Raw genomic sequence first — 21,033 nt, forward strand, 5'->3', positions numbered from 1 at the left:
GAAGGTAGCACTAGCACCTTTGAATATTATCTACAGTACAGTTGTTATCACCCTACAGATAACATTAGTTTTTTAGCTGGTTATTTAACGCTAATTTACGCTTCTCATTTCTTGATCTTAATGAGTCAAAACTATAAATAACGAGCGCTAACCAAATGGCTGCAAAGGTAAATAATTTAGCGGGTTGTAATGCTTCTTGATAATAAAAAGTCGCTAAAAAAAACATAATACTGGGGCCGATGTATTGAAAAAATCCCAGTGTTGATAATGTTAATCTTTTTGCTGCCGCGGTAAAACACAGTAAAGGGGCGGTGGTAACAATACCTGCAGCGATTAATAACATGTTTAAATTCAAGCTATTTTCAAGCATATTAGCCGTACTACTATCAACAAACAACCACCAATAAATAAGTGCTAGAGGTAACATCAGACTTGATTCAATTAATAAACCAACAAAAGAATCGAGGTGCATTTTTTTACGCAACAAACCGTAAATACCAAATGTTCCCGCCAGTGCTAATGAAATAACGGGTAATGAACCTAAAGCAACCAATTGAATTAAGACCCCACATAACGCAAGCATAACGGCAAACTTCTGCATTTTTCGTAAACGCTCCCCTAAAAAGATCACACCGAGAGCAACACTAAATAAAGGGTTAATAAAATAACCTAAACTGGCATCAAGTAGATGATCATTATTTATTGCCCAAATAAATAAAAACCAATTTACTAATAAAAAGGAAGCCGATAAAGCAAGTTTCGCCAATAACTTTGGTTGTTTGAGTGTGTCGAGTAGTACGCGAGATCTCTTACTGATGATAACAATTAAAAATAACAGTAGGCTTGACCAAATAATACGATGAACCATGATTTCATCAGAGCTAATCATAGAAATTAATTTGAAATAGATGGGTGCTAAACCCCAAAGCAGATAAGCACTAATCGCGTTAATTACACCATTACGGTCTTTGTTATCAGTTACAGTCATTGTTTAAGTAAATTTTAGCATCAAAAATAAGGAGTCGAATTATAGCACAATGATTTTAAATTCAGCTGTTTACTTGCACTATACTCAAGCCACTTTTATTAACACAATGGTTAATAAACACGACTTATAGTACCTTGAACTTTATTTTTAGAGGGATTTACCCCACTAAGTAAGTTCCTGTACCAAAAGCAATGTGGTCACCTTTTTCATTATGTAATTCCATACGAGCAACGGCGACTTTATTCCCACTTCGAATGATATGGGCTGTTGCAATAAACTCCTCACCGCGACCCGGTCGCAAATAGTCGGTTCGAAGATCTATTGTGCCTAAGCAACTTAAACTTTGCTGGATAGCCGCGGGTGTTTTGTGCTCAAGCTGCTCGATCATGTTTGCGGCAACGACAACACCACCTGCAAAATCTAGGGCTGATGCAGTTACACCGCCATGTAACGTTTTTTGTAATGGGTTACCCATTAATTTATCTTGCCATAAAAAACGAATTTCCGAAGTTTTACAATCAAACTTACTGACCTGAAGCCCCAATAGCGTATTGAAGGGAAGATTGTTTGACCAAAAATGAGTAAGTTGTTCAATCAATTGTTTTTGTTGTAAATTATCCGTCATAATGATCCTAATTTAATCGGTTTTGTTGTATAACTGGTCTGATGTCTTTATTTGAGCTTAGCATTGATCTTTCTAAGCATTCAAGAAATACTAAAATAGTGCTCTCGACTTTTTTGTGGCTGGGGTAAAATAACAATAATTATGTTTTAATAAAGTTTATTCCGTTGCAAAAAGCTCTCTCTACAGTCTCACAATCTCAGCTTGAAGATGCTTTAAAGCATAATTTCGGATATCAAACGTTTCGAAGCGGGCAATTAGAAATTATTCAGCAACTATTTCAGGGGCGAGATAGTTTAGTACTTATGCCAACAGGCGGCGGAAAATCAATGTGCTATCAACTGCCTGCTGTTTTATTACCTGGAATAACGATTGTTGTTTCACCCCTAATTGCCTTAATGAAAGACCAAGTTGATGGTTTAACTCGACAAGGTATTTCAGCGGCTTTTGTGAACTCGAGTTTAGATCAAGAAACAATCAATGATATTTTTCAGCGTCTATCTCTTGGTGAAATTAAGCTGTTATACATTGCACCGGAACGCTTAAAAAATTATTATTTTATGCAAGGCTTAGCTAATATGCAGATAAGCTTGTTTGCGATTGATGAAGCGCATTGTATTTCGCAATGGGGACATGACTTTCGCCCAGCCTACACACAACTCCATACAATAAAACAACGCTTCCCATCGGTACCTGTTATGGCATTAACAGCGACTGCTGATGTTACTACCCGCAGAGATATTCTACTCCAGCTTGCGTTAAATGACCCTTACATTCACCTTGATAGCTTTGATAGACCTAACATTCGTTTTACGCTTGCTGATAAATATAAAGGAGATCATCAGGTCTTACGTTACATTCAAAAGCGCGGTGATGATTGCGGTATTGTGTATTGTAGTAGTCGCTGGCAAGTAGAAAAGTTATCTAAAATGTTAGCAAGTGCAGGTATAAATTGCTCTGCTTATCATGCTGGTATGGAAACAGAAATGCGTAATATTGTCCAAGATGGTTTTGCTAAAGACAATATTCAAGTGGTTATCGCCACCGTAGCTTTTGGATTGGGTATCAATAAGTCAAACATTCGCTTTGTGATCCATTTTGAACCGCCAAGAACTTTAGAGTCATATTATCAAGAGATTGGCCGTGCTGGACGAGACGGCTTAGCGGCAGAAGCGTTATTTTTGTATGATGAAAAAGATGTAGAACGTATTACCAAATATATAGCCGATGGTGATAATGAAGAAAGGGTCAATGTCGAGCAACAGCGTTTTCAAGCGTTGAAAGGCTTTATTGAAGCGCAAACTTGTCGTCGACAAGTCGTGCTCAATTATTTTGCAGAATTTACCACAAAGAAGTGTGGAAATTGTGATATTTGCTTAGATCCACCGACTCAATTTGACGCCACGGAAGCGGCGCAAAAAGTACTATCATGTGTTTTTCGTATTCAGCAGCAGGGTAACATTGAACATGTTGTACAAGTACTCAGAGGGGAATTAACCGAAAAGGTTAGACAGCTAGAACATGAAAAAGTATCAACTTTTGCGATTGGTAAAAGTAAAACACCTGGATATTGGTTTGCCATTATTAGGCAATTGATTCATTTAGGGTTTTTACAACAAGATATATCCCAACAATCTGCATTATGCTTAACACAAGCATCGCGTTCAGTGTTGAAAGGTGAGGAACCCTTAATGTTAGCTTCGCCCAGGTTACAAAAAGCGAGTTACTGGCAACAAGATAAAACCGATAAACGTTATGACCGTGTGTTATTTGTTAAATTAAGAAGTTTGCGTAAAACGATTGCAGATGCGGAAGATATTGCGCCATTCATTGTTTTCAATGATGCAACGTTATCAGAGCTTGCGCGCGTAAAGCCAAAAACATCACAGCAAATGCTAAATATTAATGGTATTGGTGATACTAAACTTGCCCGTTATGGTCATGATTTTTTACAAGTTATTCAACAGCATAATGCATAAAAAAAAACGCTCAATTGAGCGTTTTTTATATAATTATTGATGAACGAGGTTAAACAATAATTATTAAGTTTACTTTAAACTAGCGTAATAAGCCGCAATATTTGCGATATCTTCATCACTTAAACCCATAGCCATAGGTCCCATTATCGCATTTTTACGTGTTCCAGCTTTAAAAGCCTTTAATTGGCTCACCGTATAAGCTTCTTTTTGTCCAGCAAGATTTGGGTACATTGGAACTGCAGAGATACCTGCAACGCCATGACAAGCGGCACACATACCAGTTTTTGCTTTACCAGCAGCAACATCACCAGCAAAAACAGGAGATGCCATCATTAAAGTAGCTGCAACAGCTAAAGTAATTTTTTTCATAACTTATTTCTCTCTTAGTCGTTAGGATTTTTATACTTGCTTCAGTATATGAGAAAAGAGGATGGCTGTCGTTGACTTTCTTAAGCTAAGTAATAGCAATGCATAATTCTTTGATTTACAAACCAGAATAAACTTTTATTAGCTAAAGTCTGAATCGACTTATTCGTAAATTATTAAAAAATTAATGCGTTATTGTCAAGGGGGTAATCAGGGAGCAAGCGTCGAGCTTTCTTTAAAATATTGTTGGCATTTTCAGCGATATTAAATATTTCCACGCCAATTGATAAAGTCATTCGAGGTAATCTAATTCCCGATTTACTACTCACAAAACGAAGTTTCTCAACGCCCTGTGATATTTTATCAGCGATTTCTCTTGCGCTTGCTTTATCAACATCAGGTAAGAGTATTAAAAACTCATCTTCGCCAGAACGAATCGGCAATCCGCTGTCATCAACATAGCTATTAACTTTACTGGCTATTTTTGACAATAGAACATCGCTAATTAAATGACCAAATTGTGTATTAATTTCTGACAGTTGATTTACATTGACTAAAATCGCTGCAATCTGTCGGTTTGGATCTTCTGTTAACCATAAGTCTAAATGTTTAGACATAGCTTTACGATTATAAAGCCCTGTCAGGGGATCCATATAAATCTCTTTACGTGCTTCTTTCAATTCAACTTGTAATGCACGTGTCTTTTCACAAGTCAATGAAATATGCTCAGCAAACTTTTGTTGGTGTAGTTTAAATGCCTGAGATGCATGGCGTATACTATTTGCTGCAGAAATTGCTGTTTGTTTATCAGAAGATTGTAAGTGATCTATATTATTATCTAGGTTGGTAATAAGTTTATTAATACTTAAAGATGACTTTTGGCTATTTTTCTCAACATGAGTAACAACCTCTTCTAGTTCATCAATAATTTCGTCTCTGAAGTTACTCTGACCTAAAATGTATTGACGGTAGTTTTCTTCAATAAAGAAATTATCGAGTTTCTTACCTGAGGTAAGTTGATTTTCAATGGTTGTATTAAGTGGAATATTTTTCTTATTAATATATTCGTAGCTTACTGCATAATTAATAGGGCTGACAGGCAAATACCACCGCTGTAATTGTTTTACAGCCATATTCATTTTTTGTTCAGCTTGTTTTATGGAATCATGATATTTCATCGTTCCATCTCAATATAAGCACCCAAGTAAAATTTTGTTAGCCTATCTTCTAGTAAAAACAAGTAAAGTGCCAGATATATTTTTTATTGAAAAAAATAGAGCTTTTATTAACACTTGTTATTTAGTATCTAGATATTGAGTGGTAGAAAAAGGGAGGAAGGCGCGCAAAGTATACCGAAAGCAAACTGTTCAAGAATAGACAAGCCCCCACTATATCTAAATTTGGCAGTTCCGCTATCTTAGGTTTCCCCTTAGACCGGTAACTTTGCGTCTCTAGCTTTCACTAGATTTGCCCTTTTCGAGTTTTAGAAACTCGAATTTCATTATAAGCGTTGAACTATGCTTGTAAACCTTTATTATGAATATTCGTTGAACTTTAACTTAAACCTATAAATAAAAGATAAATTTATAGTTGATAACTACTCATTAAATCAAGGATTTTAGCTAATAATGTTTTATAAATTGCTGGTGATTCTTTGCTTTTTTATGGTTACTTCATTTTGTTTTGCTAGTGATACTCTAAAGATTGAACAAAATATTAAAGATGTCGAACGGTATTTTTTACAAGAATCTGAAAACCTTCCGTATGAAGAAATAATTACCCTATCAATAAATATTCTTGGATCCCGAGAAAATTATACGACGCAAACCCGTGGTAAAATCTTTATTTTACTTGCCGATGTTGCTAATAATAAAGGCGAAGATGCTGATGCTTTGCAATTTGCACAGGACGGGCTCTCTTTGCAAGGACTTAGTCATTCGATAAAATTCAATTTACTCCTTAAAGTTGCCCATGGTTATTATTTACAGGAAAAATATGCGCAAACACAAGATTTTGCCACAAGGGTAATTTTAATGGCAGAGTCCTCTGATGTTTTGAAATATCGATTGGTTGCACTCAGTTATCGAGCGGTTAGCTATGCTTTGCAAAGTGAAAATGATTTAGCGATGAATGATCTTAATCAAGTTGAGGTGTTAATATCAGTGAATCCTCAATATAGGGATCACCTTTGCTTGTTAGAGATATTGGCAACAGCGCACTATTATTTAGGAGATTATCAAACTGCACTTACCATGCAAAATAAATTATTAACGCTAAAATTTGATTTAGATAAACTGGCAAATATTGATCAAACTTACCTACATTTAGGGCGTGCTTATTTTCAGTTAAATTTACTTGATGATGCCTATAATGCTTATTGGGAAGCGCAAAAAAGTAGTGAAAATAAAAACGCTCCAATTCGTGTTGCCTATGCTAAGTTAGGCTTGGCAGAGGTATTACTTAAACAAAGAGAGTTTCAAGATTCACACAACTGGCTGTTATCGGCAAGCGCTACATTTAATGAAAAAAGCTTAAATAAACCTTATTTAACTTCATTAATCTTATTGGCTGAGACTGCAAATCATTTAGACAATAACGCTTTATATCAACATTATCTTCAATTAGCTGAATTAATGGCTAAAAATGTAAAGTTATCAATAAAACAGAGTAAATTGTTACTTTTACTTAGTGATATGTACCAGCAAAATGGCGATTATAAAAATGCCTTAGAACTGCACAAAAATTATCTTGAGCTCCTCCAACATTTTCAAAAAAAGTCCCAGCCATCATTAGCTATTAATACTCCTCAAATGTTGAGTGCAAATAACAAAAGTCTAAAATTAATGCTCAATTTGACTGAAAAAAGTAAATTACACAGTCAGTTTAGTGCAAAGTATATCGCTCAAAAAGAGATAATATATCTTTTAAGTTTTATAGTTTTTATCTTGCTGATTACGTTGGCTTATTTTTGGTTAAGACAAAGAACATTGCGGTCGAAACAGGTCTATGATGAAGTTGAACAACCAATATTTTATTTAGTCACTCCCTCTCAAACCAAAAGAAACTATCAGCTAAACTATAAGATGGCGAGAAAATATGATTATCCACTCGCGGTTGGTTATTTGTCAGTGATCAATTGGCAAGAGTTATCCTTTCACTTTAATGACAAAATTATGCTTGAGGTTTCGAAAACATTAGCGACTTTACTTAATGAATCAAAAGGTGAATTTGATGAAGCAGGCACTATTAACGATGGTGAATATCTACTCTTAGGGCCTCATCAAACAGAAAGTGAAATAGCCGCTAAATTACATGGTCTAGCTGAGGCAATTAAGGTAAGATTCTTCGCCAATTTGGGAGATTATTCGGTGAAAATTGGTTATGCTTACGGCTTGCCAACTGCTCAAGATATTGATCCTTATATCTTTTTGTCACGTTTAAGTGAAACCACTAAAGCGTAATAGAATATTGTTTTTATATTAATAGGTTTTATATGATTTTTGTATTATCCATAGCAGTGCTTTTCATTGCTTTGAGTGTTTATTTTTATTTTCGGGCGGAAGGATTACAACGAGCATTATCTAATGCGAAAAAAGAATTCTATAGCACACAAAAAGAAAATAAGCTTTACATGGACTCAATGGCACTTATCGCTAAGCGACATGAGGGCTTTGTGAAAAATCGATTACAAATAATTAAAGAAAATGAAATACTCGAGCTCGAAACGATTGAGATCATTACACCGCTTATTAATAACTATGCCGCTATTTTTATTGAGTGTTTAAAAGGAAAGGGTAAGCTGCAACCTATCGCTAAAAAGTGTTATGAAAGTTACGGCGATGAAAGCTTTAACAAATTAGTCGCTTATGTGTCTAAACAAGATGCGAGCATAAAGCGTATGTGGTCAAGTAATAATTTAAGTGGCTACATTTCTTTAATTGAAGCGCTATTACTTAGTAATATAAAGGAAGATGCTTAGTTAAGGCATTTATCCGGAACAGCTTTTTTTGAAAATAACAAATAATAAGAGAGCTTATTTTTAAGGTCGAATAGTAATACTTGGTGTTGAATTTACTTCACCTTCACCATTAATCGTGGCTGTTTTACCATTGCATTGTAATATAGCTAAACTGCCATTATTACTATTTCTGATAAAAGATAAGTCGTAACCAAACTGTGTCATGCTACTTGCAGCAAACTTCTGTGCGAGTGATAGTTTATCCCATAAAGATGCTTCTTCAGGAGTATATTGCCTTCTCTCTAATAACACTTCTCTTTCTAGTAACGCTTCCATTATAATCTCTTCGTATTTTTAGTCTGTTATATTCGATATAAGTAGATACTACCTTGCAGCGTATGAATTTTCAACAATTTTAAAATGCTGCTAAAGATATAAATTATAAATATGTTATAGTCGAAATTTTCTACCAGTGAGTGCTAAATATTATGAGTCAAGTGTTGGATGATTTATCTTCGTTATTACAATTAGAAGTGATCGAAGAAGGAATTTACCGTGGTCAAAGTCAAGATTTAGGTTTTCGAGTGCTATTCGGCGGACAAGTCATGGGGCAAGCCGTCTCAGCCGCACAAGAAACAGTAGATTCGGCGCGTAATGTCCATTCACTTCATTCTTATTTTTTACGTCCTGGTGATGCGAGTAAACCAGTCGTTTATGAAGTAGAGAATATCCGTGATGGTAAAAGCTTTAGCACCCGCCGTGTTAAGGCTATTCAAAATGGTAAAGATATTTTTTACATGACCGCCTCTTTTCAACAGCATGAAGAAGGTGTTGAGCATCAAGATCTTATGCCAGATGTACCCCCACCTGAAGAGTTAGCTTCTTACACTGATTTTATTTTTGATAACCAAGATAAAATACCTGAAGAAATCAGAGGAAAATTTTTAGCTGAAAAACCGATAGAAATGCGTCCAGTTAAGTCGTATAACTGGCTGAAGCCAGAAAAAACCGAAGCGCAATCTCAAATGTGGATAAAAGCAAACGGTAAATTGTCTGATGACTTACGCATCCACACTTATATGTTGGCTTATACTTCTGATTTCCTTTTTTTACCGACAGCCTTATTCCCACATGGCTTAAGTCATTGGCAGCCAAATTTACAAATTGCCACTATTGATCATGCCATGTGGTTTCATCGTCCATTTCGTTTTGATGATTGGTTGCTTTATGTCATGGACAGTCCGTCAGCAAGTGGAGGCCGTGGTTTGGTGAAAGGACAAATATTTAACCGTCAAGGACAGCTTGTTGCCTCGACGATGCAAGAAGGGGTGGTTCGCCAACGTTAGGCTTAACAGACCTTATTTTTTTTGCCAGTCATAACCGGTAGGATGTTGAAATACGCGTAAGCTGAATATCGGTGCCATGGCAAATAAATGATCAAAAATGTCGGCTTGAATAGCTTCATAATTTTTCCAGTTTTGATCATTACTGAAACAATAAATTTCCAACGGTAAGCCCGACTCTGTTGCCGCTAACTGTCTGACCATACATGTCATTTCATGATGTATTTTGTCATGTGTAGACAAGTAAGCGGTAATATACGCGCGAAAAGTGCCGACATTGGTTAATTGTCGGCTATTAACATTATCACCAGATAAATTAGCTGTCTTTAAACTTATCGCTATATCATCAGACTTTTGCTGCAAATAATCTTTTAATAAACTTATTTCTTTAAGTTTTTCAATCTGTTCATTTTGATAGAACAAAACACTATTGATATCTATAATAATGCTACGCTTAATTCGTCTACCCCCTGAATTGAGCATGCCTCGCCAATTCTTAAACGAGCCGTTTATTAAGGCGTAAGTGGGAACGGTTGTAACCGTATTATCAAAGTTTTTCACTTTAACCGTATTTAAACCAATATCAATGACATCGCCATCAGCCCCATAATTAGGAATTTCAATCCAATCACCAGGAGCAACCATTTTGTTAGCTGAAATTTGAATACTAGCGACTAAACCTTTAATGGTGTCTTGAAACACTAATAGTAGAACAGCCGTTAATGCCCCTAAGCCACTCAGTAGATAAATAGGTGACTTATCTAATACAAATGAAACGGCTAAAATAGTCGCAACCAAATAAATCAGCAATTTTATTACTTGAATAGTTGAGCTTAATGGCAAGTAACGTTCACGGGCGGTATTTTGATATAGGCTTCTAATGACGTTTAACACAGCACTAATAGAACGGGCAATTTGAAAGCTTAGGGCTATTTTTACAAAAACCACTAAAACGGTGCCGAATAATGCATGTTCAGGAAGAAAGATAGGCGTTAAGAATAGTAGTAATAACAAGGGAATTAAAAAAGCGAAGCGAGAAAATACATTATGTTCTAATAAAAGATCATCCCATGTATTTTTTGTTCTACTGACAATTTTGTTCACAAGTACAAGTACTTGATACTTTGCGAGATAATATCCTAATGCTGATATTACAAAGATGAGCAAGCATCCGACAATCATTGTGCCCATCGCTAAATAGGCTTGTTCAATACCTTGGTTATTTAACCATATATTAATGTGTTCACTCATTTAAACTTCCTTTTTACCGGTTAATGCTATTTTGAATGGTTGCTTCGATTAAACTCGATAAGTTTTTGGTCCTTATCAAGCCAGAGCTGATTAACCCATTTTTGAAATTTAATTTTAAAAGCACGATCGCGAACATAGTCGCCAATAAGTTCATCACCAATTTCAGAAACATCAACATTCACATTGACCTGTTTAATTCTCCCCGCTAAAAAGTCACTAAATGTTGGGATGCCCTCAGGGTAATGAATCGTAATATTAACTATTTTATGGAGGTTGCCACCCATGGCTTCCAATACAAAGCCGATGCCACCCGCTTTAGGTTTTAGCAAGTTTTGAAAAGGAGAACTCTGCTTATCGTGCTTTTCATTAGTGAAACGTGTCCCTTCAATAAAGTTCATGATACTTACTGGCTTATGCTTGAACTTAGCACAAGCTTTACGAGTCGTTTCAACGTCTTTACCTTTTAAATGCGGATTTTTTTTAATAAATGATTGGCTATAGCGTTTCATAAATGGAAAATCGAGGGCCCACCAAGCCAAACCTAAAAAAGGTACAAAGATAAGTTCCTTTTTTAAGAAAAATTTTAAAAAAGGTATTTTTTTATGCATTATTCGCTGCAAAATAACAATATCAACCCAGCTTTGATGATTGCAAATCACTAAATACCATTCTTTCATGGTGAGTTGTTCTAAACCAGTCACCTTGATTTCTGTTTTATTAAACAGCTTTTGAATTAACGTATTTACGGCGACCCAATTACTCGCCATTTGATCTAATAAATAACTGAATACTTTTTGAGAAAACTTTAGAGGAATAACAGCCTTACAAAATGAAAATACAATAATGGGAATTAACCAAAAAATCGTATTTATGGTGTAAATAGTGAGTGAAAGAATGTGAATAAGCAGTCGAGGTAAAAAATTCAACATAGAATATTTGCCCAATAAAACAAAATTTAATATATAACCGATCATAAGCTGAATTGAAGTTATTTTCAGCAAAAACAGTGAAATAAATTAATAGTGACTAATGACTGTTTGAAAACGATTAATCATCAAGTTGTTGAAACGAGTGAAACTTAAGAGAAATTCATTTACTCAATCTCTAGATAATGGCATTGCAGTTGTCTATTGTTGATATTTAAAAATGAGGTAAAAAGCACCATTTTGTTATTTCAAGATAGGTAATTCGTCATATTGTAAGCTTTAAAGGAGATAAACAGCGAATTAATTCAATATCACAAGGCAATAGCCTGAAATGAACAAACTCTTCTATATTATGGCAAAAAGTTGATTGCAAATTAGACGTATATCAAGGCATGCTAGTGTTTGGATTATAGGGGTAAAACAATGAATTTTAATCGTGCGGTAATTAAAGTAGGTAGTGCTTTAGTTTCACCAGATAATAAAGGTTGTAGTGGTAAGTATTTGCTCGCTATTGCACGCTTTATAACAGAGTGCCAACAGGCAGGTAAAGAAATTATTATTGTCTCATCAGGCAGTGTTGCAGCAGGAAGACAACTGATTAAGCACGGATCTCCTATCCCCTCTATTCCCACAAAACAAGCAATGGCATCTGTAGGTCAAATGAAAATGATGGCCAATTGGCAACGTTTTTTTGATGTACCTTGTAGCCAGTTACTTATTACGCATGGTGATTTAAAAGACCGCCAACGCTACATCAATATTAAAAATACTCTGCGTATCTTATTAGAGAATGGTGTTATACCTATTGTTAATGAAAATGACACCGTCGCGACAGATGAATTAAAAGTAGGGGATAACGATAATTTAGCTGCTTTAGTGGCGTTGGTGAGTGAGGCCGATTGCTTATTTATCTTAAGTGATATCGATGGTGTTTATGATCAAGACCCTCGTGATAACCCTAAGGCAAAATTGATCCCTGAAATTAACGAAATTACTGCTGAGATTTATGCAATGGCTGGGACAACCCAAAATGTTATTGCGACAGGTGGTATGAAAACAAAAATACAAGCAGCTGAAAAAGCGGTTGAAAATGGTATCGATACTTATATTTTAAACGGTAGTCGTAGTGACGTCTTTGAAAAAGTACTCAAAGGTGAAAATCCTGGCACGTACTTTAAGGCTAAACAAGCGGCAAACAAAGCACGTAAACACTGGTTAAAGTACATCTTAAAAAGCAGTGGGCAAGTAAAGCTTGATGTGGGTGCGGTAAATGCGGTTATCAATAAGGGAGCCTCTGTATTACCGTCAGGCGTTAATCAGGTGGTTGGAAATTTTGTTGCAGGCGAATCCGTTGATATTATCGATGCCAACACACAACGAGTTATTGCTAAAGGTATATGCCAATACAGTAAACAAGATTTACTCCGTATTATGGGCAGTAATAGTGACGAGATAATCGCGCTACTGGGGTGTTGCCCCAGTAAAGTGATAATTCATCGTGATGATTTAGTTATTTTATAAGCCGCTCACCACTCTTACTGCTCTTAGCCGATACGCTTACAATGTTAGGTTCGGGCAAACATAAGCAGGGTGAACATCTGATAAGGTATCAACGAATAAAATCATTTATCGACGAAAATTATTACTTTTTGTCGGTTTTTGCTTATCTACTCTCAGTTTTAGCCGTTCAGGCCATTGGCCGCTATGTTCGCGTAAGCAAGACTCTTCACTATCTAAATGTACATTGTGACGAACGTTCTTTAAGACAATACCGACTTTGAGTAGCTGCTGCTGAATAACATCTCGCAAGCGGTCATCAACTTTTTGCGCTTTGGCTGTGATCACTTCTGCATCGATATCAAAAACACAGGTCACGATTAAACTCGCTGGAAAATTAGTGTAATTAGCGCGGTGTGTTAACCAACAAAAACCGTCAACCTCAGTAGTGAATTCTTCGCAGGCTATGGTGAGTGCTTTACAAACATTATTGTCAATCTTTTGCGTGGTTTTATTAAGTTTCATTTTTTATATTTCAGCCATGACTATTATCTGTAATTTTTTCATTAAACGGTGAATATTGATAGTAAATCAGAACTTTATTAATGGTAAGAAATACTTCTCACCTGCTGTTAGCAAGTGAACGACCAATATTATACTTTTGACAAAGGTCAGATGTTAATCTATTGTTCTTATTAGGTTTCATTAAGTTAACAGTATAGAGGGATTTATGAAAAAATATATTATATTAGCTTGCCTTGCGATGAGTCAGGGAGCTTTTGCAGGAGATGTAGTTAATCAGTTAGCATTATCAAAAAAACTCAGTCCAATTGAGTCATCGACTCAGTATTATCAACCTACACAGAGGTGGACCTCGGCTGATAAAATGGAAAATGTTTATAAAAATAAAAAGTTTTCAGATATAGAGAAATCATATCGTTTTCATTATTTAACCAATAATAATGAAAGTAATGCCGTTAAAGGTGTTGTGAGAAAGTATGTAAGTGGACAAAAACAGTCAAAGCATGACATGCTAGAATTTGTTGTTTTACCCGGAAACACCGTTTATTTAGGACGATTCTTACCTAATGTTGATTTTAAAATTGGTGAAGCAACGATTGTTAAAAAAGAAGATTTACCAGCACTAGAGGCATCACAAAAATTACAGAAAGCCCGCATTTCTGATTAATGAGCCTTAACCAACTGCACATATAATATAAAAGACATACCCTGTGCATGTCTTTTATATTCAGGACGAATGGTATGTCACGGTGCTATGGATAGCAAAGAGTGCTGAAATGTATTTATTGTGCGATATAAGAACAGCAGTAATCAGCTAAACTTTTTACTTTAATGTCAAATTTAGCATCAGCGTCAACATAAAAATGCCCACCTGCAGAAATACTTTGCCACTGGGTTTCATTAGGCAATAATATTTCAACCTCGCCAGCGATAATTTCCATTAATTCTTTTTCTGCGGTAGCAAAGGTATACTCACCGGGCATCATAATGCCTAAGGTTACCACTGAGCCATCTTCGAGCGTTACTTTTCTGCTGGTTACATTGCCGTCAAAATAAACATTAGCAGCCTTGGTGAGTGTCACATTCTTTAATTCTGTCATGATAATTTTCCTCTTTAGTATAAAATAAAGCGTTGCAGCTTAGCACTTATCGGCCAGAAAATAATATCAACAGATTATCTGGCCTAAGTGTTTACCTTCAGTGTACTACAAAGCTATTATTATCTTACTTATTGATTTGATTCTACAATGCGCTTCATATCTGTCATATAACCACGTAATTTTTTACCTACGCTTTCAACACCATGGCTGCGAATCGCTTCGTTAACTTCAATCAAGCGAACGTTATCAACGCCATTTGAGCTTTCTTTTAAGCCTTCACCCAATTCTTCAAGTGACAATTTGCTGGCGAAATCGCTAAGTAAAGGTTGTGCAGCATGGGTAAATAAGTAATTACCGTATTCAGCGGTATCTGAAATAACTACGTTCATTTCGTACAATTTGTTACGGGCAATACAGTTAGCAATTAACGGTGTTTCGTGTAATGACTCGTAATACGCTGACTCTTCAATGATGCCAGCAGCAACCATCGCTTCAAAGGCTAGTTCAACACCGGCTTTTACCATAGCAACCACAAATATGCCTTTGTCGTAGTATTCTTGTTCGGTAATTTCAATGTCGCAATCAGCTGCTTTTTCAAAAGATGACTCTGCGGTTTCTTCACGCCATTTTAATAAATTTTCATCATCGTTCGCCCAATCTTCCATCATAGTGGTAGAGAAGCGACCTTCAATAATGTCGTCCATATGTTTTTCAAATAACGGACGCAAGATGACTTTTAACTCTTCGGACATATCAAACGCTTTTATTTTTGCTGGGTTTGATAAGCGGTCCATCATATTGGTGATGCCGCCATGCTTTAAACCTTCAGTCGTTGTTTCAATGCCGTATTGTAATAACTTACGTGCATATGCAGCATCCATACCTTGGGCAACTAACTGCTTATGACCAAGTACCGCTGCCGTTTGTAACATGCCACATAAAATTGTTTGTTCACCCATTAAATCAGACTTAACTTCAGCAATAAATGACGACTCAAGTACACCGGCACGATCGCCACCAGTAGCTGATGCATAAGCCTTAGCAATCGCTAGACCGTTACCTTGGGGGTCGTTTTCAGGATGAACCGCAATCAAAGTAGGCACACCAAAACCACGTTTGTATTCTTCACGTACTTCAGTACCCGGACATTTAGGTGCAACCATGACTACAGTAATGTCTGAACGAATTTGCATACCTTCTTCAACAATGTTGAAACCATGAGAGTAAGCTAAAGTTGAACCTTGCTTCATGTGTGGCATAACAGCTGTAACAGCAGAAGTATGTTGTTTATCAGGTGTTAAATTCAAGACTAAATCAGCTTGTGGAATCAATTCAGCGTAAGTACCCACGTTAAAGCCGTTTTCGGTCGCCCACTGCCAAGATTGACGTTTTGACGAAATAGCGGCTTCACGTAATGCGTAAGAGATATTTAACCCTGAATCACGCATATTTAACCCTTGGTTTAACCCTTGAGCACCACAACCGACAATGACAATATTCCAGTCTTTAATAAAATTACAGCCATCGCTGAATTCTTCACGCTGCATAAAACGACATTTGCCTAATTGGCCTAATTTTTCGCGTAAACTTAAAGTGTTAAAATAATTGCTCATAGGGTTGTCCTCTCTGTCTCAAATCGACTCAGCGTTATGCTGGCGATGTGATAAATTAAATAGGGTTATCGATTTTTTCGACAATGAAGTCATCATAGCGCAAGATTAATGTTGCTTAAAATGATATATTCGCAAGGTTGTGTTGCGTAAATTGCAATAATTGGTTGGGAAAATAAGTCGCTATTGAATAATAAGAGTAAATAATGGATCTTAAATCGTTAAAAATGTTTGTGCATTTAACCCATAGCCTCCACTTTGGGAAAACAGCTGAAGCGCACCATGTCAGTACTTCTACGTTAAGTCGAATTATTCAGAGGTTCGAAGATCAGTTGGGTTGTTTGCTGTTACATCGTGATAATCGCTCTGTAGCACTAACAGAGGCGGGTGTATTGTTTCATAAATATGCTGAACAGCAACTTGAACAATGGCAACTATTGCAATTATCGCTTGATCAAAAGCAGGCTGAATTACAGGGCAAACTCCATATCTATTGTTCTGTTACCGCGGCTTATAGCCATTTACCGCCTTTACTGGAGCGTTTTCGTCAGCAGCATCCGTTAGTTGAAATAGTATTAACGACGGGTGATGCGGCTGATGCATTTGACCAAGTACAGCAACAAGCAGTTGATTTTGCTTTTGGGGTCAAACCAGAGGTTTTATCAAGAATGTTTTATTTTCAGCATATTGCTAATGTACCACTCGCTGTTATTGCACCAACAATGGCTTGTCGGGTTCAACAACAATTACAAGATGAGACTATCACTTGGTCAGAAGTACCGATTATTTTAGCTGAACATGGAGCAGCACGTAAACGCTTTGAGCTTTGGTATCGCAAGAAGCAACAAGGTAAGCCAAATATTTATGCAACCGTTTCAGGGCATGAAGCTTTAGTGAGTATGGTTGCTTTAGGTTGTGGCGTCGGTATGGCGCCAAAAGTTGTGGTTGAGAATAGCCCGGTAAAAGACCGCGTGCAATATTTACAAAATGTGGGTGAGATTGAACCGTTCGACCTAGGCATTTGTTGTTTAAATCAAAGTCGAGAAAAAACCTTAGTGAAAGCCTTTTTTGAAGCGATTAAATAACGGTAGCATCAGTATCGAAAGTTGTATCAGTAATCGGTCCATTGCTGAGTAATTATCAGAACAATGCTTGAATATTATTGAGTGTAATGTTTGATTAAATAGCAACAGCATCGGTTAAGTGTCTCAGTAGTCTGTCCATCGCTCGATAAGATAACGCTTCGATGATATGTTCATGCTGTATATCTTCAAGACTATTCATATCTGCCAAGGTGCGCGCTATCTTCAATATTTTGTGGTGGGCGCGGGTAGACAAACCAAGTTTTTCAACGGCGAGCTCTAAGAACTCATGTTCATCAACACTAAGTTTGCAAAATATACGTGTTTCAGCACTGCCTAAATGAGCATTCGCTTTCCCCTGCCGCTGTAATTGTAACTCTCTGCAGAGCGCAACCCTTTCTTGAATTTGCGCAGAACTTTCATTGTGATGGTCATTCTTCGCCCACATACCTTTTGGTAAACGGGTGACTTCAATTTGAATATCAATGCGGTCAAGAAAAGGGCCAGATAAGCGATTTAAATAACGTAAAACTTGCTCGGGCGTGCTGCGATTATCATTGTAAAATCCGGTTGGGCTAGGATTCATCGCGGCCACTAACTGAAACTTGGCCGGAAAAGTTTGCTTGTACATCGCACGTGAAATAGTGACTTCGCCTGACTCCATCGGTTCACGTAAAACATCGAGCACTTTACGTTCAAACTCTGGTAACTCATCAAGAAATAAAACACCGTTATGCGCTAAAGAAATTTCCCCTGCTTGGGGTTGACTGCCTCCGCCAACAAGTGCAGCTGACGATGCGGTATGGTGTGGGGCACGAAAAGGTCGAGTTAACCAAGATTTGTGGTTGATTTTTTGATGGCTAATGGACGCAATAGCAGCAGCTTCTAATGCTTCACTTTCGCTCATGGGGGGTAAGATTCCGGGTAAACGACTCGCTAACATGGTTTTTCCTGTGCCGGGAGGACCAATAAACAAGAGATTGTGTGCACCACAAGCCGCAATTTCTAAGGCTCTTTTTGCTAGAGGCTGTCCAATAACATCAGCAATGTCTTTACTGGTTGGCAGATGATAATGCTCGACTTCTTTTGTAGTAACCAAAGGTAGAGAGCTTTGCTTTAAAAAGTGTGGATATAACTGGTTTAAATGCTCTATAGATAAAATATTGGCTTGTTTAACCCAGCTGGCTTGTTCAGCATTTTGCTTAGGAATAACTAAGGTTCTTTTACTTTCAGCGCAAGCCATTGCCATAGGGATTTCACCCACAATTTCACGTAACTCTCCAGAAAGTGCAAGTTCACCAGCAAATTCATATTGGTTCAAATTTGCCTTAGGTAATTGATCGCTAGCGACTAAAATACCTAGGGCAATGGGTAAGTCGAAGCGACCTCCTTCTTTTGGTAAGTCAGCTGGCGCAAGGTTTATGGTAATACGTTTCGCTGGAAACTCATAACCACAATTGATGATTGCACTGCGGACGCGGTCTTTTGATTCACGTACTGAAGTTTCTGGTAAACCAACAATATTAAAAGCAGGCAGTCCATTCGCTAAATGTACTTCAACGGTAACAAGGGGAGATTCAAGGCCAACTCGGGCTCTACTGTAAATACAAGCGAGACTCATAAAGATCCATTTTATTAACAATCCTGTAACGTTAGTTTAGACAGACTTTATTCAAAGCGCTAACGCAGCATATAACTAAATTTTTTATTTAAATTTAAAAAGGCTAATAAAAAAACTTGCACTTAATATTAGAGCTATGGTACTAATTTAAATAGGCAGTGAAACAGCCAACACATTTAAAAGTTTTTAATTTTGTTTTTATAAAAAACCAAGGTAATTGAATAAACATGCAAATATTTAGCTCAGTGATTATTAACATTCTCGTCGTGGTGATTATTAAATCATCGCGGGGTTGTTTGTTGAGCTAAGAAAAATTTAAGCAAAAAACAAACCCTCGCTCCGAAAGGAACGGGGGTTTTTTTATAGATAAATATTTGAATAATAGCGTGCAGCGTTTAAATCAATATTTTATATCAATAAATCATAAAAATTTAGCATAAGGGAGAAAGCTCAAACTAACAGTTATGCAAAATATATTCAGTTGGGTGGGGTTAAAAAAAAGATGACAAGTGAAAAGAAACAAACAGGCGGTTCATTACTTTTTGACGTACTTCAACAGCATGGTGTTGAGCATGTTTTTGGTTATCCTGGTGGCGCTATAATGCCAATTTATGATGCACTTACCGACAGTGACATCCAACATTTTTTGTGTCGTCATGAACAAGGTGCCGCATTCTCAGCGGTAGGTTATGCAAGAGCCGCCGGTAAAGTAGGGGTTTGTTTTGCGACTTCTGGACCTGGTGCAACTAACCTCATTACCGGCCTTGCTGATGCGCTTGCTGATTCTATTCCAATTGTTGCCATAACCGGACAAGTTGCTACCTCGGTGATGGGCTCTGATGCTTTTCAAGAAATTGATATTTTTGGTTTGTCATTAGCCTGTACCAAGCATTCCTTTCAGGTGACAGATATTAATGATCTCGAAAAAGTATTGCACCAAGCCTTTGCTATAGCACTTGAAGGTAGACAAGGACCTGTTCTTGTTGATATTCCTAAAGATATTCAAATGGCACATGTAGTTAGCCAAGGCAGTGTAGTGTCAACGTTGAAAAATAAAGTTAACTTACCGCCTGCTAATGTTGGCTCTGCAATCGCTATGCTTTGTCATGCTAAACAGCCTGTTTTATATGTGGGTGGTGGTGTTGGTATGGCAAATGCTGTTGATGAATTGCGCGATTTTATTGATATTACTCATATACCGAGCGTTTCAACATTAAAAGGCTTAGGTGCCATTTCACCAGACAACGAAAACTACCTAGGCATGCTTGGTATGCACGGCACAAAAGCGGCAAATTTAGCGGTACAAGAAAGTGATTTATTAGTGGTTGTGGGTGCACGTTTTGATGACCGGGTTACGGGCAAGTTAAGTGAATTTGCGCCCAATGCGAAAGTTATTCATTTTGATATTGATACCGCTGAAATTAATAAACGCCGAGCGGCTGACTCTGCTATTTTAGGTGATTTGAAAACGAATTTACCCGCCTTAGCGATCCCTTTAGAAATCAAAAGTTGGCAACAAAAATGTCAACAAATGAAAGCTGATTTTGGTTGGGATTATAATCATCCCGGTCATACTATTTTTGCGCCAGCCGTTCTAAAAGAAGTCAGTGAAAAAATGCCCAAAAATACCTGTGTTACCACTGATGTTGGTCAACATCAAATGTGGGCAGCACAGCATATGTCATTCGAACACCCTAGTAATTTTCTTACAAGTGGTGGTATGGGCACCATGGGTTTTGGTTTACCAGCAGCCATAGGAGCACAAGTGAGTCGTCCAAAAGATTGTGTTATTGCTGTTTCTGGTGATGGCTCTATCATGATGAATATTCAGGAATTAGCGACAATTAAGCGTTTTCAGCTACCGGTAAAAATTGTGCTAATTGATAATGCCAAACTAGGTATGGTCCGCCAATGGCAAGATTTATTTTTTCAAGGGCGCTTAAGTGAAACTGATCTTTCTGACAACCCAGATTTTGTCATGCTTGCTAATGCTTTTGATATAAAAGCTAAACAGGTGAGCTCTAAGGAAGAGGTTTCTGCAGCAATAGAAGAGATGCTTGAACATAATGGTCCTTACCTTTTACAAGTTAAAATAGATGCAGCAGACAATGTTTGGCCGCTAGTCCCCCCTAATACAGCCAATGATAAAATGATGGAGAGTACTTAAG

19 protein-coding genes and 1 riboswitch are annotated in these 21,033 nt (G+C 37.0%); of the genes, 8 read left to right on the top strand and 11 right to left on the bottom strand.

Going from position 1 to position 21,033, the window contains the following annotated elements:
* Window positions 1–64: 64 nt before the first annotated feature.
* Window positions 65–988, bottom strand: coding sequence for an EamA family transporter RarD (gene rarD / locus H4J39_RS06390; RefSeq protein ID WP_182226619.1), 924 nt, complete (start codon window positions 986–988; stop codon window positions 65–67).
* 157 nt (window positions 989–1,145) lie between these two features.
* Complete coding sequence (locus tag H4J39_RS06395; protein WP_182226621.1) at window positions 1,146–1,613, bottom strand: thioesterase family protein; 468 nt, start codon at window positions 1,611–1,613, stop codon at window positions 1,146–1,148.
* A gap of 164 nt (window positions 1,614–1,777) precedes the next feature.
* Between H4J39_RS06395 and recQ the strand changes: the two genes are divergently transcribed.
* On the top strand, window positions 1,778–3,589 hold the full coding sequence (gene recQ, locus H4J39_RS06400) for a DNA helicase RecQ (protein ID WP_220462137.1): 1,812 nt from the start codon (window positions 1,778–1,780) through the stop codon (window positions 3,587–3,589).
* A 69-nt stretch (window positions 3,590–3,658) separates the two neighbouring features.
* On the opposite strand, the gene H4J39_RS06405 is transcribed toward recQ, so the two are convergent.
* Window positions 3,659–3,958 carry a cytochrome c gene (locus H4J39_RS06405; protein ID WP_182226623.1) on the bottom strand — a complete coding sequence of 100 codons (300 nt, stop codon included), beginning with the start codon at window positions 3,956–3,958 and terminating at the stop codon, window positions 3,659–3,661.
* Window positions 3,959–4,131: 173 nt separating this feature from the next.
* Window positions 4,132–5,133, bottom strand: coding sequence for a GGDEF domain-containing protein (locus H4J39_RS06410; protein ID WP_182226625.1), 1,002 nt, complete (start codon window positions 5,131–5,133; stop codon window positions 4,132–4,134).
* 221 nt (window positions 5,134–5,354) lie between these two features.
* Window positions 5,355–5,437: riboswitch (cyclic di-GMP riboswitch) on the bottom strand.
* Window positions 5,438–5,583: 146 nt separating this feature from the next.
* Between H4J39_RS06410 and H4J39_RS06415 the strand changes: the two genes are divergently transcribed.
* Both H4J39_RS06415 and H4J39_RS06420 read left to right on the top strand, forming a co-directional pair.
* Window positions 5,584–7,416 (top strand): hypothetical protein, encoded by a 1,833-nt coding sequence (locus H4J39_RS06415; protein WP_182226627.1) that lies wholly within the window; start codon window positions 5,584–5,586, stop codon window positions 7,414–7,416.
* A 32-nt stretch (window positions 7,417–7,448) separates the two neighbouring features.
* The gene (locus tag H4J39_RS06420; protein WP_182226629.1) at window positions 7,449–7,934 is read left to right on the top strand and encodes a hypothetical protein; all 486 of its coding nucleotides are present in this window, start codon (window positions 7,449–7,451) and stop codon (window positions 7,932–7,934) included.
* A 60-nt stretch (window positions 7,935–7,994) separates the two neighbouring features.
* On the opposite strand, the gene H4J39_RS06425 is transcribed toward H4J39_RS06420, so the two are convergent.
* Entirely contained in the window at window positions 7,995–8,249 is a 255-nt protein-coding gene (locus H4J39_RS06425) for a hypothetical protein (RefSeq protein ID WP_182226631.1), read from the bottom strand.
* A gap of 152 nt (window positions 8,250–8,401) precedes the next feature.
* Between H4J39_RS06425 and tesB the strand changes: the two genes are divergently transcribed.
* Window positions 8,402–9,259, top strand: a complete 858-nt coding sequence (gene tesB, locus H4J39_RS06430; RefSeq protein WP_182226633.1) for an acyl-CoA thioesterase II — start codon at window positions 8,402–8,404, stop codon at window positions 9,257–9,259.
* 12 nt (window positions 9,260–9,271) lie between these two features.
* Here tesB and H4J39_RS06435 read toward each other — a convergent pair whose 3' ends face one another.
* Both H4J39_RS06435 and H4J39_RS06440 read right to left on the bottom strand, forming a co-directional pair.
* Entirely contained in the window at window positions 9,272–10,507 is a 1,236-nt protein-coding gene (locus H4J39_RS06435) for a mechanosensitive ion channel family protein (RefSeq protein WP_182226635.1), read from the bottom strand.
* 26 nt (window positions 10,508–10,533) lie between these two features.
* Entirely contained in the window at window positions 10,534–11,436 is a 903-nt protein-coding gene (locus H4J39_RS06440; protein WP_182226637.1) for an acyltransferase, read from the bottom strand.
* Between the two features lie 420 nt (window positions 11,437–11,856).
* Here H4J39_RS06440 and proB point away from each other — a divergent pair, with 420 nt between their 5' ends.
* Window positions 11,857–12,954, top strand: a complete 1,098-nt coding sequence (gene proB / locus H4J39_RS06445) for a glutamate 5-kinase (protein WP_182226639.1) — start codon at window positions 11,857–11,859, stop codon at window positions 12,952–12,954.
* A gap of 105 nt (window positions 12,955–13,059) precedes the next feature.
* Here proB and H4J39_RS06450 read toward each other — a convergent pair whose 3' ends face one another.
* Complete coding sequence (locus H4J39_RS06450; RefSeq protein WP_182226641.1) at window positions 13,060–13,455, bottom strand: Fis family transcriptional regulator; 396 nt, start codon at window positions 13,453–13,455, stop codon at window positions 13,060–13,062.
* A gap of 205 nt (window positions 13,456–13,660) precedes the next feature.
* Between H4J39_RS06450 and H4J39_RS06455 the strand changes: the two genes are divergently transcribed.
* On the top strand, window positions 13,661–14,119 hold the full coding sequence (locus tag H4J39_RS06455; protein ID WP_182226643.1) for a hypothetical protein: 459 nt from the start codon (window positions 13,661–13,663) through the stop codon (window positions 14,117–14,119).
* Window positions 14,120–14,234: 115 nt separating this feature from the next.
* Here H4J39_RS06455 and H4J39_RS06460 read toward each other — a convergent pair whose 3' ends face one another.
* Entirely contained in the window at window positions 14,235–14,552 is a 318-nt protein-coding gene (locus tag H4J39_RS06460) for a pyrimidine/purine nucleoside phosphorylase (protein WP_182226645.1), read from the bottom strand.
* Window positions 14,553–14,680: 128 nt separating this feature from the next.
* The gene (ilvC, locus tag H4J39_RS06465; RefSeq protein ID WP_182226646.1) at window positions 14,681–16,165 is read right to left on the bottom strand and encodes a ketol-acid reductoisomerase; all 1,485 of its coding nucleotides are present in this window, start codon (window positions 16,163–16,165) and stop codon (window positions 14,681–14,683) included.
* Between the two features lie 203 nt (window positions 16,166–16,368).
* On the opposite strand from ilvC, the gene ilvY reads away from it, so the two are divergent.
* A complete protein-coding gene (gene ilvY / locus H4J39_RS06470) occupies window positions 16,369–17,247 on the top strand; it encodes an HTH-type transcriptional activator IlvY (RefSeq protein WP_182226648.1) in 879 nt (292 codons plus the stop codon).
* 94 nt (window positions 17,248–17,341) lie between these two features.
* On the opposite strand, the gene H4J39_RS06475 is transcribed toward ilvY, so the two are convergent.
* Complete coding sequence (locus H4J39_RS06475; protein WP_182226650.1) at window positions 17,342–18,865, bottom strand: YifB family Mg chelatase-like AAA ATPase; 1,524 nt, start codon at window positions 18,863–18,865, stop codon at window positions 17,342–17,344.
* A gap of 502 nt (window positions 18,866–19,367) precedes the next feature.
* Between H4J39_RS06475 and ilvG the strand changes: the two genes are divergently transcribed.
* The gene (ilvG, locus tag H4J39_RS06480) at window positions 19,368–21,032 is read left to right on the top strand and encodes an acetolactate synthase 2 catalytic subunit (protein WP_182226652.1); all 1,665 of its coding nucleotides are present in this window, start codon (window positions 19,368–19,370) and stop codon (window positions 21,030–21,032) included.
* Window position 21,033 lies beyond the last annotated feature (1 nt).

The organism is Colwellia sp. Bg11-12 (assembly GCF_014076955.1).
Taxonomy (GTDB): domain Bacteria; phylum Pseudomonadota; class Gammaproteobacteria; order Enterobacterales; family Alteromonadaceae; genus Colwellia_A.

Excerpts from the sequence above, each read along its gene's own strand:
- rarD (WP_182226619.1), bottom strand. The coding sequence starts at position 988 with ATGACTGTAACTGATAACAAAGACCGTAATGGTGTAATTAACGCGATT.
- H4J39_RS06395 (WP_182226621.1), bottom strand. The coding sequence starts at position 1,613 with ATGACGGATAATTTACAACAAAAACAATTGATTGAACAACTTACTCAT.
- H4J39_RS06405 (WP_182226623.1), bottom strand. The coding sequence starts at position 3,958 with ATGAAAAAAATTACTTTAGCTGTTGCAGCTACTTTAATGATGGCATCT.
- H4J39_RS06410 (WP_182226625.1), bottom strand. The coding sequence starts at position 5,133 with ATGAAATATCATGATTCCATAAAACAAGCTGAACAAAAAATGAATATG.
- H4J39_RS06415 (WP_182226627.1), top strand. The coding sequence starts at position 5,584 with ATGTTTTATAAATTGCTGGTGATTCTTTGCTTTTTTATGGTTACTTCA.
- H4J39_RS06420 (WP_182226629.1), top strand. The coding sequence starts at position 7,449 with ATGATTTTTGTATTATCCATAGCAGTGCTTTTCATTGCTTTGAGTGTT.
- H4J39_RS06425 (WP_182226631.1), bottom strand. The coding sequence starts at position 8,249 with ATGGAAGCGTTACTAGAAAGAGAAGTGTTATTAGAGAGAAGGCAATAT.
- tesB (WP_182226633.1), top strand. The coding sequence starts at position 8,402 with ATGAGTCAAGTGTTGGATGATTTATCTTCGTTATTACAATTAGAAGTG.
- H4J39_RS06435 (WP_182226635.1), bottom strand. The coding sequence starts at position 10,507 with ATGAGTGAACACATTAATATATGGTTAAATAACCAAGGTATTGAACAA.
- H4J39_RS06440 (WP_182226637.1), bottom strand. The coding sequence starts at position 11,436 with ATGTTGAATTTTTTACCTCGACTGCTTATTCACATTCTTTCACTCACT.
- proB (WP_182226639.1), top strand. The coding sequence starts at position 11,857 with ATGAATTTTAATCGTGCGGTAATTAAAGTAGGTAGTGCTTTAGTTTCA.
- H4J39_RS06450 (WP_182226641.1), bottom strand. The coding sequence starts at position 13,455 with ATGAAACTTAATAAAACCACGCAAAAGATTGACAATAATGTTTGTAAA.
- H4J39_RS06455 (WP_182226643.1), top strand. The coding sequence starts at position 13,661 with ATGAAAAAATATATTATATTAGCTTGCCTTGCGATGAGTCAGGGAGCT.
- H4J39_RS06460 (WP_182226645.1), bottom strand. The coding sequence starts at position 14,552 with ATGACAGAATTAAAGAATGTGACACTCACCAAGGCTGCTAATGTTTAT.
- ilvC (WP_182226646.1), bottom strand. The coding sequence starts at position 16,165 with ATGAGCAATTATTTTAACACTTTAAGTTTACGCGAAAAATTAGGCCAA.
- ilvY (WP_182226648.1), top strand. The coding sequence starts at position 16,369 with ATGGATCTTAAATCGTTAAAAATGTTTGTGCATTTAACCCATAGCCTC.
- H4J39_RS06475 (WP_182226650.1), bottom strand. The coding sequence starts at position 18,865 with ATGAGTCTCGCTTGTATTTACAGTAGAGCCCGAGTTGGCCTTGAATCT.
- ilvG (WP_182226652.1), top strand. The coding sequence starts at position 19,368 with ATGACAAGTGAAAAGAAACAAACAGGCGGTTCATTACTTTTTGACGTA.